Origin of the sequence: Ralstonia mojiangensis, from assembly GCF_023955645.1 — a bacterium.
GTDB lineage: Bacteria > Pseudomonadota > Gammaproteobacteria > Burkholderiales > Burkholderiaceae > Ralstonia > Ralstonia mojiangensis.
The window spans coordinates 156,993-173,758 of record NZ_JAMXHU010000007.1 but is presented as its reverse complement, the minus strand read 5'-3'; the positions used below and the strand labels follow the sequence as shown (position 1 = coordinate 173,758).

The window sequence follows — 16,766 nt, the reverse complement described above, 5'->3', positions numbered from 1 at the left end:
CATGGCAAAGGAAAAGTTCGAGCGGACCAAGCCGCACGTGAACGTTGGTACGATTGGTCACGTTGACCATGGCAAGACGACGCTGACCGCAGCGATCGCAACCGTGCTGTCGAGCAAGTTCGGTGGTACCGCGAAGAAGTACGACGAAATTGACGCAGCGCCGGAAGAAAAGGCACGCGGCATCACGATCAACACCGCGCACATCGAGTACGAAACGGCCAACCGCCACTACGCGCACGTTGACTGCCCGGGCCACGCCGACTACGTCAAGAACATGATTACCGGTGCCGCCCAGATGGACGGCGCCATCCTGGTTTGCTCGGCCGCTGACGGCCCGATGCCGCAAACGCGTGAGCACATCCTGCTGGCCCGTCAGGTCGGCGTGCCGTACATCATCGTCTTCCTGAACAAGTGCGACATGGTGGACGACGCTGAGCTGCTGGAGCTGGTCGAGATGGAAGTGCGCGAACTTCTGTCGAAGTACGACTTCCCGGGCGACGACACCCCGATCATCAAGGGTTCGGCCAAGCTGGCGCTGGAAGGCGACAAGGGCGAGCTGGGCGAAGTGGCCATCATGAATCTGGCCGACGCACTGGACACCTACATCCCGACGCCGGAGCGCGCTGTTGACGGCACGTTCCTGATGCCGGTGGAAGACGTGTTCTCGATCTCGGGTCGCGGCACCGTGGTGACCGGCCGTATCGAGCGCGGCGTCGTGAAGGTCGGCGAAGAAATCGAAATCGTCGGTATCGCCATGGACGGCGACAAGCCGAAGATCGACAAGACGACTTGCACGGGCGTGGAAATGTTCCGCAAGCTGCTGGACCAAGGTCAGGCAGGCGACAACGTCGGTATTCTGCTGCGCGGTACGAAGCGCGAAGACGTCCAGCGCGGCCAAGTGCTGGCCAAGCCGGGCTCGATCAAGCCGCACACGGAATTCACGGGCGAGGTCTACATCCTGTCGAAGGACGAAGGTGGCCGTCACACGCCGTTCTTCAACAACTACCGCCCGCAGTTCTACTTCCGTACGACGGACGTGACTGGCTCGATCGCCCTGCCGGAAGGCAAGGAAATGGTTATGCCGGGCGACAACGTGTCGATCACTGTCAAGCTGATCGCCCCGATCGCCATGGAAGAAGGCCTGCGCTTCGCAATCCGTGAAGGCGGCCGTACCGTGGGTGCTGGCGTCGTTGCCAAGATCCTGAAGTAAATGCTGTAACTCTTCCGTGCGGCTGCCAACCGGCCGCACGTGAAGTGCCAGAGTGGGGTTGACCGAAATGGCAACCCCAAAGTTGTTCTAGGGGTATAGCTCAACTGGCAGAGCGTCGGTCTCCAAAACCGAAGGTTGGGGGTTCGATTCCCTCTGCCCCTGCCAATTCATCAGCCGCGTCGCGCAGGAATACGCGCCACGCGGCTTAGTCTCGTTTGGGAAACATGGCCAATCCGAACGTCGAAACCGTCAACACCGCCAGCGGCAAATGGCTGCTGGTCTTGGCGTTCCTGCTGCTGGTTGCTGGGGTGATCGGTTTTTATCTGCTGGCACAACAGCCGAGCTACGTCCGTGCCGCCTCGCTGATCGGCGGGCTGGTGCTGGGCGCAGCCGTTGCGTTGGTGTCTGCCCCTGGGCAAGGCTTCATCGAGTTCGCGCGCGAGTCGTACCGTGAAGTTCGAAAGGTGGTGTGGCCGACGCGCAAGGAAGCCGGGCAGATGACCGGTCTGGTGTTCGCGTTCGTCGTGATCATGGCCTTGTTCCTGTGGTCTGCGGACAAGCTCATCGAGTGGGTGATCTTCTCGCTCGTGCTGGGCTGGAAATAATCGGGTGAAGCCATGACGGATAACGTAGTGAACGACACGTCCACGGATTCGTCCGCGCCGGCCTCGAAGAAGCGCTGGTATGTCGTGCATGCCTATTCGGGCATGGAGAAAAGCGTGCAACGCGCGCTGCAGGAGCGCATTGAGCGCGAAGGCCTGCAACATCTGTTCGGCCAGATTCTGGTGCCGTCGGAAGAGGTGATGGAGAGCAAGAGCGGTCGCAAGACCGTGACTGAGCGCCGCCTGTTCCCCGGTTACGTCTTTGTCGAAATGGAGATGACCGACGAGACCTGGCACTTGGTGAAGAACACTTCCAAAGTGACCGGTTTCATTGGTGGTACGGGCAATCGTCCCTCGCCGATTTCCAAGAGCGAAGTCGACAAGATCATGGCCCAGATCCAGGAAGGGGTCGAGAAACCGCGTCCCAAGACGCTGTTCGAAGTGGGCGAAATGGTGCGCGTCAAGGAAGGTCCGTTTACCGACTTCAACGGCAACGTCGAGGAAGTGAACTACGAGAAGTCGCGCCTGCGCGTTTCCGTGACGATCTTCGGGCGTGCGACGCCGGTCGAACTCGAGTTCGGTCAGGTCGAAAAGGTTTAAGAAATCGGTGTGGTGGCGTAAGCCACCGCGCCATTCGCCCGGTCCACTGGACTTGGCGGGCAACGGTGGCGAAGCCGCCTGCGCCAACAGAGGAGCGTCGGTCTTGCGCCGATGCGTTACCACTCAACAGGATTGCCATGGTTGTTTGAGCTAGGCAATCCGGATTGGAGTCAAGATGGCCAAGAAAATTATTGGCTTTATCAAGCTGCAAATTCCGGCTGGTAAAGCAAATCCGTCCCCGCCCGTCGGCCCGGCCCTGGGTCAGCGTGGTCTGAACATCATGGAGTTCTGCAAGGCGTTCAACGCGCAGACTCAAGGTATGGAACCGGGCCTGCCGGTGCCGGTGGTGATCACCGCCTTCGCCGACAAGAGCTTCACCTTCGTGATGAAGTCGCCGCCGGCGACCGTGCTCATCAAGAAGGCTGCCGGTATCCAGAAGGGTTCCGCCAAGCCGCATACCGACAAGGTCGGCAAGATCACCCGCGCTCAGGCAGAAGAAATCGCCAAGGCGAAGAACGCTGACCTTACCGCAGCTGATCTGGACGCTGCCGTGCGTACGATCGCCGGTAGCGCCCGTTCGATGGGTATCACGGTGGAGGGCCTGTAATCATGGCAAAGATTTCGAAGCGTGCGGCCGCGAACAAGGCCAAGGTCGAACGTACCAAGTTCTACCCGATCGACGAAGCGCTGAGCCTCGTCAAGGAATGCGCCAGCGCCAAGTTCGATGAGTCCATCGACGTGGCTGTGCAACTGGGCATCGATGCAAAGAAGTCGGACCAAGTCGTCCGTGGCTCGGTGGTGCTGCCTGCTGGTACCGGCAAGTCGGTGCGTGTGGCCGTGTTCGCCCAAGGCGACAAGGCCGAGCAAGCCAAGGCTGCTGGCGCTGAGATCGTCGGCATGGAAGACCTTGCCGAGCAGATCAAGGCCGGCAAGATGGACTTCGACGTCGTGATCGCTTCGCCGGACACGATGCGCGTGGTCGGTACGCTGGGTCAGATCCTGGGCCCGCGCGGCCTGATGCCGAACCCGAAGGTCGGCACCGTGACGCCGGACGTTGCTACGGCCGTGAAGAACGCCAAGGCTGGTCAGGTTCAATTCCGTGTCGACAAGGCCGGTATTATCCACGCCACCATCGGCCGCCGCTCGTTCGAGCCGGCAGCGCTGAAGAGCAACCTGGCTGCACTGCTGGACGCACTGACCAAGGCCAAGCCGGCATCGAGCAAGGGTGTGTACCTGCGCAAGGTCGCCGTCTCGTCGACGATGGGCGTGGGCGTGCGCGTTGACCAGGCGACCCTGGCTGCCTGATCGTTCTCGATCATTCGCACTGGGTGGCCCGATAACCATCCTGGTGCTAGCAGTTTTCTCTCGCGCGGCCCCGGCCACGCGGACCCTCGAAGTTTGAGGGACAAGACTTTGGGCAGTGGTAGACGTTTGCGCAAGCAGGCCAACGCCGCTGGTTATCAAAGACCGTTGGCGGTGAAGGGCTCCTTGGGGCCAACACCTTAATCGCGGATCCCCCCGGAAACGGAGGCGATGCTTAGCCAACGCAGATGGCGCCCCCGAAGGGAATGAGTGACTTTGGTATTGCCGAAGTGATTTGTGCCAATCGGACGCCGTACTTTTGGACTGACCGAGGTGACCGCAGTGACTGCGGAAATCGAAGTCGTTTTGGAGCTTAACCGTGGCACTCAATCTCGAAGATAAGAAGGCCGTCGTGGCCGAGGTAACGGCGCAAGTCGCCAAGGCCTCGACCATCGTCGTCGCTGAATATCGCGGTATCACGGTTGGCGATCTGACCAAGCTGCGCGCGCAAGCGCGCCAGCAAGGCGTCTACCTGCGCGTTCTGAAGAACACGCTGGCACGCCGCGCTGTTGAAGGCACGCCGTTTGCCGAACTCGCCGAGCAACTGACTGGCCCGCTGATCTACGGTATTTCCGAAGATGCAGTGGCCCCGGCCAAGGTGCTGAACGATTTCGCCAAGGGCAATGACAAGCTGGTGCTGCGCGCCGGTTCGTACGATGGCAAGGTTCTCGACGTCGACGCCGTGAAGGCGCTGGCAACGATCCCGAGCCGCGAAGAACTGCTCAGCAAGCTGCTGTTCGTCATGCAGGCTCCGGTGTCGGGCTTTGCCCGCGCCCTGGGTGCCCTGGCTGCCAAGCAAGGCGAAGGCGAGGCTGCAGCGGCCTAATAGGTTGCTGCACCGCTTACAGATCGCACGATCGATACCGAATCACATTCTGGAGTTATTCAAATGGCAATCACCAAAGACGACATCCTGGAAGCCGTTGGCGCGATGTCCGTGATGGAACTGAACGACCTGGTCAAGGCGTTCGAAGAGAAGTTTGGCGTGTCGGCTGCTGCCGTGGCCGTGGCCGGTCCGGCTGCTGCTGGTGGCGCTGCTGCCGCTGAAGAGCAAACCGAATTCACCGTGACGCTGAAGAGCGCCGGCGCGAACAAGGTTGGCGTCATCAAGGCCGTGCGTGAAATCACCGGCCTGGGCCTGAAGGAAGCCAAGGACCTGGTCGATGGCGCACCGAAGCCCGTGAAGGAAGGCGTCGACAAGAAGACCGCCGACGAGCTGGTGAAGAAGCTGGTGGAAGCCGGCGCGGAAGCCGAAGCCAAGTAAGTGCAGGTCTCGCGTGCCGTACTCGGTACGCGATAGAGGCTGGCAAAGGGAGATTTCCCGGCGCCAGCCTTTTTGCGCTTGTAGGACCGATTGTTGGGCGATCCCGCAATCACGCTGTAAGTATCGTTGAAGTCTCTTTGCCGGATTTTCCGGCAGCCGGCCTGGGCAAGGCCAGCAGAGGCCAAACATCAGTGGCACACTAGGCAGTTCGCAGTCCGCTGATGTTTGTCTTCTGAACCGACTGCAGAAGGCAAGTTTGGTCGGGTACTCCCCCGTCCGTAGCATGGACTCCATGGGTCCATGTGCGGGTGGCGCGCGCAGTACCGTCAGCCAGAGGTTGGTAGCGGCCAACCGCCAAATCCCGTCACCAGTCGCTGAACACCTCAAGTGTCAGGCGTGCCTTATCGCCTTAAGTCCGTCGCGCGCACTTGCGATGATTCGGAGATCCCATGGCGTACAGCTTTACCGAGAAGAAGCGTATTCGCAAGAGTTTCGCGAAACGCGCAACGGTTCATCAGGTTCCCTTCCTGCTTGCCACCCAGATTCAATCGTATGCCCAGTTCTTGCAGGAGAACGCTCCTGTTGCACAACGCAAGAGCGAAGGTCTGCAAGCGGCGTTCAACGCCATTTTCCCCATCGTGTCGCACAATGGTCTGGCACGCATGGAGTTCGTGTCGTACCACCTGTCCAACCCGCCGTTTGACGTCAAGGAATGTCAGCAGCGTGGTCTGACCTTCCACTCGGCGCTGCGCGCAAAAGTGCGCTTGATCATCAACGACCGCGAGAATCCCACCAAGGTCAAGGAGATCAAGGAGCAGGAAGTCTACATGGGCGAAATTCCGCTCATGACCTCCACCGGTTCGTTCGTGATCAACGGGACGGAACGTGTGATCGTGTCCCAGCTGCACCGCTCGCCGGGCGTGTTCTTCGAGCACGACAAGGGCAAGACGCACAGCTCGGGCAAGCTGCTGTTCTCGGCGCGGATCATTCCGTACCGCGGCTCGTGGCTCGATTTCGAATTCGACCCGAAGGATATCCTGTACTTCCGCGTTGACCGCCGCCGCAAGATGCCGGTGACGATCCTGCTGAAGTCGATCGGTCTGACGCCGGAGCAGATCCTGGCGCACTTCTTCGTGTTCGATAACTTCACGCTGAAGACCGAAGGCGCACTGATGGAGTTCGTGCCCGAGCGTCTGCGCGGTGAAGTCGCTCGCTTCGACATTTCCGACAAGAACGGCAAGGTCGTCGTCGAGAAGGACAAGCGCATCAACGCCAAGCACATCCGCGACCTGGATTCCGCGGGCACCAAGCTGATCAGCGTGCCGGAAGACTACCTGCTGGGCCGCGTGCTGGCGAAGAACATCGTCGATCCGGATACCGGTGAAGTCCTGGCCAACGCCAACGACGAACTGACCGAAGGCGTGCTCGAGAAGCTGCGCGACGCCGGCGTGAAGGAAATCCAGACGCTGTACACGAACGACTTGGATCAAGGTCCGTACATGTCAGCCACGCTGCGCACGGATGATACGGCCGACCAGACCGCCGCGCGTATCGCCATCTACCGCATGATGCGCCCCGGCGAGCCGCCGACCGAAGACGCCGTTGAAGCGCTGTTCCAACGTCTGTTCTACAGCGAAGACTCGTACGACCTGTCGCGTGTTGGTCGCATGAAGGTCAACAGCCGCCTGAACCGTTCGGCCGGTACCGGCCCGATGGTGCTGACGGACGAGGACATCCTCGACACGATCAAGCTGCTGGTGAACCTGCGTAACGGCAAGGGCGAAGTGGACGATATCGACCACCTCGGCAACCGTCGCGTGCGTTGCGTCGGCGAACTGGCGGAAAACCAGTTCCGTGCCGGTCTGTCGCGTGTTGAGCGTGCCGTGAAGGAACGTCTGGGCCAGGCCGAGACGGAAAACCTGATGCCGCACGACCTGATCAACTCGAAGCCGATTTCGTCGGCGATTCGCGAGTTCTTCGGTTCGTCGCAGCTGTCGCAGTTCATGGACCAGACCAACCCGCTGTCGGAAGTCACGCACAAGCGTCGTATCTCGGCACTGGGTCCGGGCGGTCTGACGCGCGAGCGTGCGGGCTTTGAAGTCCGTGACGTGCACCCGACCCACTACGGCCGCGTGTGCCCGATCGAAACGCCGGAAGGCCCGAACATCGGTCTGATCAACTCGCTGGCGCTGTACGCACAACTGAACGACTACGGCTTCCTCGAAACGCCGTACCGCAAGGTTGAAAACGGCAAGCTGACCGACCAGGTGGATTACCTGTCGGCCATCGAGGAAGGCAAGTACGTGGTGGCGCAGGCCAACGCGACGCTGGACAAGGATGGCAACCTGATCGACGAACTGGTCTCCGCGCGTGAAGGCAGCGAGCGTGAAACCCGTATGGTCACGCCGGACCGCGTGCAGTACATCGACGTGGCACCGTCGCAGATCGTGTCGGCTGCAGCTTCGCTGGTGCCGTTCCTCGAGCACGATGATGCAAACCGTGCACTGATGGGCGCAAACATGCAGCGTCAGGCCGTGCCTTGCCTGCGCGCAGACAAGCCGCTGGTGGGTACCGGCGTCGAGCGCACCGTGGCAGTGGACTCGGGTACCGCCGTGCAGGCAACCCGTGGCGGCGTGGTCGACTACGTTGACGCGAACCGCGTGGTGATCCGCGTGAACGATGCCGAAGCCGTCGCTGGTGAAGTCGGCGTCGATATCTACAACCTGATCAAGTACACGCGTTCGAACCAGAACACGAACATCAACCAGCGTCCGATGGTCAAGGTGGGCGACGTCGTTGCCCGCGGCGACGTGATCGCTGACGGCGCCTCGACCGACATGGGCGAGCTGGCGCTCGGCCAGAACATGCTGGTCGCGTTCATGCCCTGGAACGGCTACAACTTCGAGGATTCGATCCTGATCTCGGAGCGCGTCGTGGCTGAAGACCGCTACACCTCGATCCACATCGAGGAGCTGTCGGTCGTTGCTCGCGACACCAAGCTCGGACCGGAAGAAATCACGCGCGATATCTCGAACCTGGCCGAAGCCCAACTGGCTCGCCTGGACGAGTCGGGCATCACGTACATCGGCGCAGAAGTGGAAGCGGGCGACGTGATGGTCGGCAAGGTCACGCCCAAGGGCGAGACCCAGCTGACGCCGGAAGAGAAGCTGCTGCGTGCGATCTTCGGTGAGAAGGCGTCCGACGTGAAGGACACTTCGCTGCGCGTGCCTTCGGGCATGAGCGGTACCGTGATCGACGTGCAGGTCTTCACGCGTGAAGGCGTGGTGCGTGACAAGCGCGCCCAGTCGATCATCGACGAAGAACTGAAGCGCTACCGCCTGGACCTAAACGACCAGCTGCGTATCGTGGAAGGCGATGCCTTCCAGCGTCTGGAGCGTCTGCTGGTGGGCAAGGTTGCCAACGGCGGCCCGAAGAAGCTGGCCAAGGGCACCGCGCTCACGAAGGAATACCTGGCCGATCTGGACAAGTGGCACTGGTTCGACATCCGCCCGGCCGAAGACGAAGTCGCGTTGCAACTGGAGGCCGTGAAGGTCGCCATCGAGCAGAAGCGCCACGACTTCGATCTCGCGTTCGAAGAGAAGCGCAAGAAGCTCACGCAAGGCGACGAACTGCCGCCGGGCGTGATCAAGATGGTCAAGGTTTACCTGGCCGTGAAGCGTCGCCTGCAGCCTGGCGACAAGATGGCAGGCCGTCACGGTAACAAGGGTGTTGTGTCGAAGATCACCCCGATCGAAGACATGCCCTACATGGCCGACGGCACACCTGCCGACATCGTGCTGAACCCGCTGGGCGTGCCTTCGCGGATGAACGTGGGTCAGATTCTCGAAACCCACCTGGGCTGGGCCGCACGCGGTCTGGGCGAGCGCATCGGCAACATGCTCAAGGCGCAAGCCAAGGCTGCCGAGATCCGCAAGCTGCTGGGTCAGATCTACAACGAGAGCGGCAAGGTTGAAGATCTGGACAGCCTGTCGGACGCTGAAGTGCTCGAACTGGCCGAGAACCTGAAGAAGGGCGTGCCGTTCGCGACGCCGGTGTTCGATGGTGCGCATGAGGATGAAATCCGCCGCATGCTGGACCTCGCCTATCCGGAAGACATCGCGAAGGAGAAGGGCCTGACCGCTTCCAAGCAGCAGGTCACGCTGTTCGACGGCCGCACCGGGGAAGCCTTCGAGCGTCCGGTCACGCTGGGCGTGATGCACATGCTGAAGCTGCACCACTTGGTCGACGACAAGATGCACGCGCGTTCGACCGGTCCGTACTCGCTGGTGACGCAGCAGCCGCTGGGCGGTAAGGCCCAGTTCGGTGGCCAGCGTTTCGGTGAAATGGAAGTGTGGGCACTCGAAGCGTACGGCGCGTCCTACGTGCTGCAGGAAATGCTGACCGTGAAGTCGGATGACGTGAACGGCCGGACCAAGGTGTACGAGAACATCGTCAAGGGCGAGCACTCGATCGATGCCGGCATGCCGGAATCGTTCAACGTGCTGGTGAAGGAAATCCGCTCGCTGGGTATCGACATCGACCTCGAGCGCAACTAAGCGCCGATGCGGTGAGGGCGTGGCAGCACATCGCCATGCCCTGGTAACAGCAGCCATTGACGAAGATTTAGGGTCGGCGCCTTTGGGTCACACCAAGACGCCAGCCTCAAACTCAAGGAGTTTGGAATGAAAGCATTGCTCGACCTATTCCGTCAGGTACAGCAAGAAGAGCAGTTTGACGCGATCAAGATCGGCCTCGCGTCGCCTGAGAAAATCCGTTCGTGGTCGTTCGGCGAAGTCAAGAAGCCCGAGACCATCAACTACCGTACGTTCAAGCCCGAGCGTGACGGTCTGTTCTGCGCCAAGATCTTCGGCCCGATCAAGGACTACGAGTGCCTGTGCGGCAAGTACAAGCGCCTGAAGCACCGTGGCGTGATCTGCGAGAAGTGCGGCGTTGAGGTGACGCTGGCCAAGGTGCGCCGCGAGCGCATGGGCCACATCGAACTGGCTGCGCCGACCGCGCACATCTGGTTCCTGAAGTCGCTGCCGTCGCGTCTGGGCATGGTGCTCGACATGACGCTGCGCGACATCGAGCGCGTGCTGTACTTCGAAGCATTCGTCGTGGTTGAGCCGGGCATGACCGCGCTCAAGAAGAGCCAGATCATGTCGGAAGACGACTACCTGGCCAAGTGCGACGAGTACGGCGAAGGCGAATTCGTCGCCATGATGGGCGCCGAAGGCATTCGCGAGCTGCTGCGCGGTATCGACATCGAGAAGCAGATCGAGACGATCCGCGCTGAGCTGCAGGCCACGGGCTCGGAAGCCAAGATCAAGAAGTTCGCCAAGCGCCTGAAGGTGCTCGAGGCATTCCAGCGTTCGGGCATCAAGCCGGACTGGATGATCCTCGAAGTGCTGCCGGTGCTGCCGCCCGAGCTGCGTCCGCTGGTGCCGCTGGACGGCGGCCGTTTCGCCACGTCGGACCTGAACGACCTGTATCGCCGCGTGATCAACCGGAACAACCGTCTGAAGCGACTGCTGGAGCTGAAGGCGCCGGAGATCATCGTGCGCAACGAAAAGCGCATGCTGCAGGAAGCCGTGGACTCGCTGCTGGATAACGGCCGTCGCGGCAAGGCGATGACCGGCGCCAACAAGCGTCCGCTGAAGTCGCTGGCTGAAATGATCAAGGGTAAGGGCGGCCGTTTCCGTCAGAACCTGCTGGGCAAGCGCGTGGACTACTCGGGCCGTTCGGTCATCGTGGTGGGCCCGACGCTGAAGCTGCACCAGTGCGGCCTGCCCAAGCTGATGGCGCTCGAGCTGTTCAAGCCGTTCATCTTCCACAAGCTGGAAACGATGGGCATCGCCACCACGATCAAGGCGGCGAAGAAGGAAGTGGAAAGCCAGACGCCGGTGGTGTGGGACATCCTCGAAGAGGTGATCCGCGAGCACCCGGTGATGCTGAACCGTGCGCCGACGCTGCACCGTCTGGGTATCCAGGCGTTCGAGCCGGTGCTGATCGAAGGCAAGGCGATCCAGCTGCACCCGCTGGTTTGCGCGGCGTTCAACGCCGACTTCGACGGTGACCAGATGGCTGTTCACGTTCCGCTGTCGCTCGAAGCGCAGATGGAAGCGCGCACGCTGATGCTGGCGTCGAACAACGTGCTGTTCCCGGCCAACGGCGATCCGTCGATCGTGCCGTCGCAAGACGTGGTGCTGGGTCTGTACTACACGACCCGCGACAAGATCAACGGCCGCGGTGAAGGCATGACGTTCGCCGACATCTCGGAAGTGATCCGCGCCTACGAGAACAAGGAAGTCGAACTGGCTTCGCGTGTGAACGTGCGGATCACCGAGTACGACCTGGTGAACCCGGAAGCTGACGGCGACGCCCGCTTCGCGCCGAAGATCACGCTGCAGGCCACCACGGTCGGTCGCGCGATCCTGTCGGAGATCCTGCCGAAGGGTCTGCCGTTCTCGGTGCTGAACAAGCCGCTGAAGAAGAAGGAAATCTCGCGCCTGATCAACACGGCGTTCCGCAAGTGTGGTCTGCGCGAAACCGTGATCTTCGCAGACAAGCTGCTGCAGTCGGGCTTCCGCCTGGCAACGCGCGCCGGTATCTCGATCGCCATCGACGACATGCTGGTGCCGCCGGCCAAGGAGAAGATCATCTCCGAGGCTGCCGCCAAGGTGAAGGAATACGACAAGCAGTACATGTCGGGTCTGGTGACGGACCAGGAGCGTTACAACAACGTCGTGGACATCTGGGGTGCCGCTGGTGACCAGGTGGGCAAGGCGATGATGGAGCAGCTCCAGACCGAAGACGTGATCGACCGCAACGGCAAGACCGTCAAGCAAGAGTCGTTCAACTCCATCTACATGATGGCCGACTCGGGCGCACGGGGTTCCGCGGCGCAGATCCGTCAGCTGGCAGGTATGCGTGGCCTGATGGCCAAGCCGGACGGCTCGATTATTGAGACGCCGATTACCGCGAACTTCCGCGAAGGCCTGAACGTTCTGCAGTACTTCATCTCGACCCACGGTGCACGTAAGGGTCTGGCTGATACGGCACTGAAGACCGCGAACTCGGGTTACCTGACCCGTCGTCTGGTCGACGTGACGCAGGATCTGGTGGTGGTGGAAGACGATTGCGGCACCTCCAACGGCGTGGCCATGAAGGCCCTGGTCGAAGGCGGTGAAGTGATCGAAGCCCTGCGCGACCGTATCCTGGGCCGCGTGGTCGTCAACGACGTGGTGAACCCGGAAACGCAGGAAACCGCGATCGAAGCCGGCACGCTGCTCGACGAAGACATGGTGGACCTGATCGACGCGCTGGGCGTGGACGAAGTGAAGGTTCGCACGCCGCTGTCTTGCGACACGCGTTACGGCCTGTGCGCCAAGTGCTACGGCCGTGACCTCGGCCGCGGTGTGCTGGTGAACTCGGGCGAAGCCGTGGGCGTGATCGCTGCGCAGTCGATCGGTGAGCCGGGCACGCAGCTGACGATGCGTACGTTCCACATCGGTGGTGCGGCATCGCGTGCGGCAGTGGCATCGAGCGTGGAAGCGAAGGCAACCGGTACCGTGCGTTTCACGGCGACCATGCGTTACGTCACCAACGCGAAGGGCGAGCAGATCGTCATCTCGCGTTCGGGCGAAGCGCTGATCACCGACGACCACGGCCGTGAGCGTGAGCGCCACAAGATCGTGTACGGCGCGACGCTGCTGGTCAAGGATGGTCAGTCCATCAAGGCCGGCACGCAACTCGCCACGTGGGATCCGCTGACGCGTCCGATCATTTCGGAGTACTCGGGCACCATCAAGTTCGAGAACGTCGAAGAAGGCGTGACCGTCGCCAAGCAGATGGACGAAGTGACCGGTCTGTCGACGCTGGTGGTCATCGATGCGAAGCGTCGTACCGCTGCCACGAAGGGCATCCGTCCGCAGGTGAAGCTGCTCGACTCGTCGGGCGCCGAAGTGAAGATCCCGGGCACGGACCACTCCGTGACCATCGGCTTCCAGGTGGGCGCGCTGATCACCGTGAAGGACGGTCAGCAAGTGCACGTGGGTGAAGTGCTGGCACGTATCCCGACCGAATCGCAGAAGACGCGTGACATTACCGGTGGTCTGCCGCGTGTGGCCGAGCTGTTCGAAGCCCGTTCGCCGAAGGACGCCGCCGTGCTGGCGGAAGTCACCGGTACGACTTCGTTCGGTAAGGACACCAAGGGCAAGCAGCGCCTGGTGATTACGGATCTCGACGGCAACGCCCACGAGTTCCTGATCGCCAAGGAAAAGCAGGTGCTGGTGCACGACGGCCAAGTGGTCAACAAGGGCGAAATGATCGTTGAAGGCCCGGCCGACCCGCACGACATCCTGCGTCTGAAGGGCGTGGAAGAGCTGGCGACCTACATCGTCGACGAAGTGCAGGACGTGTACCGTCTGCAAGGCGTGAAGATCAACGACAAGCACATCGAAGTGATTGTTCGTCAGATGCTGCGCCGCGTACAGATCGTCGATACCGGCGACACCCGCTTCATCCCGGGTGAACAGGTGGAGCGTTCGGACCTGCTCGACGAGAACGACAAGGTGATCGCGCTGGGCAAGCGTCCGGCGACCTACGAGAACCTGCTGCTGGGTATTACGAAGGCATCGTTGTCGACCGACAGCTTCATCTCGGCGGCGTCGTTCCAGGAAACCACGCGCGTGCTGACCGAAGCCGCCATCATGGGCAAGGTCGACGACCTGCGTGGTCTGAAGGAAAACGTCATCGTCGGCCGTCTGATCCCGGCCGGTACCGGCTTGGCCTACCACCGCGCCCGCAAGGCGAAGGAAGTGGCCGACCGCGACCGCGCTGCAGCGATTGCCGAAGAAGAAGCCGCTTCGATCTTCGAAACGCCTGCTGTTCAGCAAGAAGGCGACGCGTAAGCGATCGTTCGCAACACCATCAAAGCCCGGCCATGTGCCGGGCTTTTTTTTGCCCGCATTTTGGCCACGCGCCCTGTGCAGACACGAAACAACACCGGCATTGCCCGATTCGGATTTTCTTGAAACGTTAACCCGCCTTAACATGCCAACCGCTATGATTTCGCGGTTATAGACCGGCACTTTTTACAATCTGCGCGCCCTCCAGCGAAGCAGGTTCCAGCAAGTCGCCGGCCCCTCCAGTCTTGCCGACGATTCCTCCATGAAGCTCACACGCAAGCAGATCGCCGTTGGTGCGGTCGCCCTGGTCGTTGCCGGTGCGGCGGTGGTGCAGATGGTCTGGCACCCGTTTGGCCGCACACGCGCGCTGCACGCCCGCCAGGTCCAGCTCGACCTGACCTATCCCGATGCCCTGATCGACAGCCAAAGCCTGTCGCAACTGCCGCGCGACGTACTGCGCGTGCCGCTGCTGCGCGATGTGCTGACCGAAGATTTCGTCGCCTATTACGAAGGCAACGAAGACCGCCTCTCGGTGGCTGGTGCGCTGCGCCGCCTTGCGTACGAGCAGAAGCTCGACCTGGCTGAGACGGTGCTCAAGCACGTGTTTGACGAGCCCGCCCGCGTGATGCTGTGGCGTGGCCCGGACGACAAGCTGCGCTACTGGGTGCTCTCGATGCAGCGCAACGGCTTGGCCAAGGCGCTCGAAACCGTGGCCACTGTGGCTACGAGCGACGCGCAGCTCAGCAAGGTCGCCGATGGGCTCGGCGATTCCGGCGCGCCGGTGTACGCGCTCAGGCTCTCGGCCACGCGTTCGATCCTGATTGCCAGCAAGGGCGATCGGCTGATCGCGCTGTCCGAGCCGGGCATCCTGCTGGACAAGGACGGCAAGCCGATTTCCAAGCAGGCGAGCGCGCTGGCGGCGCTGCTGTCGGACGATACCGGCAAGCGCAACGTGCAAGGCACGGCATACGCGCTGCCCGCGCAGGAGCCGACGGGCCATCACGTTGTGGTGAGCGCGAACTATCTGTCGTTCGGTTATCAGCAGTATTTCCCTGGTATTGAAGCGCTGCGTTTCGACTTCGGTTCGGGCAAGGACGGCGGGGGCAACGGCTGGCAGAGCGCCGCGCTCATCGATCCGGCCCGGCTTTCGGCCAAGTGGGACAACGCAGGCCTGTGGCGTGCGCTGCCGTCTGATCCTGCCGCATGCGCGACGCTGCCGGTCGACTGGAAGGCCGCCGGTGCGCTGCTGAAGTCCGTGGCCGGCGACGCCAAGGAGATTAGCGAAGCCGCCGCGCACGTCGGCGATGCATTTGCGGGGCCGGCGGCAGCGTGCTGGTACGGCAAGTCGTCGCTGGTCGCGCCGTTGTTCGTGGCGAAGCTGTCATCGGCGTTGCAGGCCGAGGCGGTCAAGCCGGCGCTCGGCGCGCTGTTCGGCCAGATCGTTGGGTCATACGAAGCCAAGGCGCAGGCAGACGACAAGTCCGGCCCGTACAAGCGCTTGCCGGTGACGACAAAGCAGGGGCCCGCCAACGCCACGCTGTGGCAGCGCCCGGTCAGCGCGCGCTACGGTACCGCGCAATCGGCGGGTGCTCCCTTTGCGGCGCAGCTGTCGGCGGACCGCTACTTCCCGGTCACGTTGGCGATTGCTGGAGACGTGGTGGTGTTTTCGCCGGACGCGCGTCTCGTCGAAGACGCCTTGGCGGTGCTCGCCAAACGCTTCCCCGCCGTGGCCGATAGCCTGCCGAAGGACAAGACCGATCGCGTTGTCCTGACGATGACGCCCGCATCGCTCGCGCCGCTGGTTCGCCGCGAAGCCGGTGCCGCGCTGCCCGCCGATCAGGAAGCGGTGTTCCTGAACGCCGCGCAGACGCATCTGTTCCCGAAGCTCAAGGCGTTGTCGCGGTATGCGCCTGTGTCGCTGGCGCTGGATGGCGGTGTGCCGTCGTCGCGCGGCTGGGTGCCGGTGACGTGGCTGTCGAGCGGACGCGGCCTGCCTGCCGGTGGCGATGGCACGCCGCCGCCGGCTGACGCCGCTGCAGCGCCAGCCCCGTCGGCCGATGGGCCGACCGCAGCGGCTGCGGCTCCTGCTTCCGAAGACAACATAAGTACGCAATGACGTTGCGCGCCCAGGCCGCCGCGTTGAACCGCCGCCGTTGGTTGACGGCGGCGGGCGCCTGCCTGCTCGCTCCCTCTGTACACGCGCTGTCGGGCTGGGCCGACACGGCTCCCGCGGATGCCGATGCCCTGACGGCGGACCAATCCAGCGTGTTCCGTGCGTGGTTCGTCCGCATCGTCAACGAGCAGCTCCGCCAAGGCCCGACGCCGCGCTGGACGCACCGCGACTGTGCCGGCCTCGTGCGCTTTGCCGCCGGCGAGGCGCTACGCACGCACGACGCGCGGTGGCTGCGCGCCAACGGCATGCGCGATGCGGAATCCGCGCGACACCTGCCGCCCGAGCTGAATCTCACGCCTGCCCAGCGCACGCTCACGCAGCGGTGGGCACGCTTCGATGGCAGTACCGGCGCATATGTGTCGGCGCTCGGCCTCATCCAGCAGAACAGCCGCTTCGTCGCCAAGGATGTCAATCAGGCACTCCCGGGCGATCTGCTCTTCTTCGATCAAGGCGACGACCAGCATCTGATGATCTGGATGGATCGCTACATCGCTTACCACACCGGCACCGTCACCCGCACCGACAACGGCCTGCGCGCGGTCCCGGTTTCTGAACTGATGCAATGGAAAGACTCGCGCTGGCAGCCGCAGAGCGGCAACCCCAACTTCATCGGCGTGTTTCGTCTGGCCTTTTTGACACGGTAGAA

11 protein-coding genes and 1 tRNA gene are annotated in these 16,766 nt (G+C 62.3%); all 12 read left to right on the top strand.

Going from position 1 to position 16,766, the window contains the following annotated elements; translation table 11 throughout:
• The first annotated feature begins 1 nt into the window (after position 1).
• The 12 genes from tuf to NG898_RS25690 all read left to right on the top strand — a co-directional run bounded on the left by tuf (position 2) and on the right by NG898_RS25690 (position 16,764).
• Positions 2-1,210 (top strand): elongation factor Tu, encoded by a 1,209-nt coding sequence (tuf, locus tag NG898_RS25745; RefSeq protein ID WP_024977884.1) that lies wholly within the window; start codon positions 2-4, stop codon positions 1,208-1,210.
• A gap of 89 nt (positions 1,211-1,299) precedes the next feature.
• Positions 1,300-1,375 (top strand) — tRNA-Trp (locus NG898_RS25740).
• A gap of 59 nt (positions 1,376-1,434) precedes the next feature.
• Positions 1,435-1,815, top strand: a complete 381-nt coding sequence (gene secE / locus NG898_RS25735) for a preprotein translocase subunit SecE (RefSeq protein ID WP_116576967.1) — start codon at positions 1,435-1,437, stop codon at positions 1,813-1,815.
• Between the two features lie 12 nt (positions 1,816-1,827).
• The gene (nusG, locus tag NG898_RS25730) at positions 1,828-2,412 is read left to right on the top strand and encodes a transcription termination/antitermination protein NusG (protein ID WP_015855765.1); all 585 of its coding nucleotides are present in this window, start codon (positions 1,828-1,830) and stop codon (positions 2,410-2,412) included.
• Between the two features lie 175 nt (positions 2,413-2,587).
• A complete protein-coding gene (gene rplK, locus NG898_RS25725) occupies positions 2,588-3,019 on the top strand; it encodes a 50S ribosomal protein L11 (protein ID WP_004634453.1) in 432 nt (143 codons plus the stop codon).
• A gap of 2 nt (positions 3,020-3,021) precedes the next feature.
• Complete coding sequence (gene rplA / locus NG898_RS25720; RefSeq protein WP_004634454.1) at positions 3,022-3,717, top strand: 50S ribosomal protein L1; 696 nt, start codon at positions 3,022-3,024, stop codon at positions 3,715-3,717.
• Between the two features lie 376 nt (positions 3,718-4,093).
• Positions 4,094-4,600 (top strand): 50S ribosomal protein L10, encoded by a 507-nt coding sequence (gene rplJ / locus NG898_RS25715; RefSeq protein WP_004634455.1) that lies wholly within the window; start codon positions 4,094-4,096, stop codon positions 4,598-4,600.
• Positions 4,601-4,663: 63 nt separating this feature from the next.
• The gene (gene rplL / locus NG898_RS25710) at positions 4,664-5,038 is read left to right on the top strand and encodes a 50S ribosomal protein L7/L12 (protein WP_004634456.1); all 375 of its coding nucleotides are present in this window, start codon (positions 4,664-4,666) and stop codon (positions 5,036-5,038) included.
• 449 nt (positions 5,039-5,487) lie between these two features.
• A complete protein-coding gene (gene rpoB / locus NG898_RS25705) occupies positions 5,488-9,594 on the top strand; it encodes a DNA-directed RNA polymerase subunit beta (protein WP_252695045.1) in 4,107 nt (1,368 codons plus the stop codon).
• Between the two features lie 126 nt (positions 9,595-9,720).
• Positions 9,721-13,950, top strand: a complete 4,230-nt coding sequence (gene rpoC, locus NG898_RS25700) for a DNA-directed RNA polymerase subunit beta' (protein WP_045202998.1) — start codon at positions 9,721-9,723, stop codon at positions 13,948-13,950.
• Between the two features lie 259 nt (positions 13,951-14,209).
• A complete protein-coding gene (locus NG898_RS25695; RefSeq protein WP_252695044.1) occupies positions 14,210-16,063 on the top strand; it encodes a DUF2138 domain-containing protein in 1,854 nt (617 codons plus the stop codon).
• Positions 16,060-16,764 carry a DUF1175 domain-containing protein gene (locus NG898_RS25690; RefSeq protein WP_232041204.1) on the top strand — a complete coding sequence of 235 codons (705 nt, stop codon included), beginning with the start codon at positions 16,060-16,062 and terminating at the stop codon, positions 16,762-16,764. The genes NG898_RS25695 and NG898_RS25690 overlap by 4 nt, the downstream gene beginning before the upstream one ends.
• The last annotated feature ends 2 nt before the right edge of the window (positions 16,765-16,766 follow it).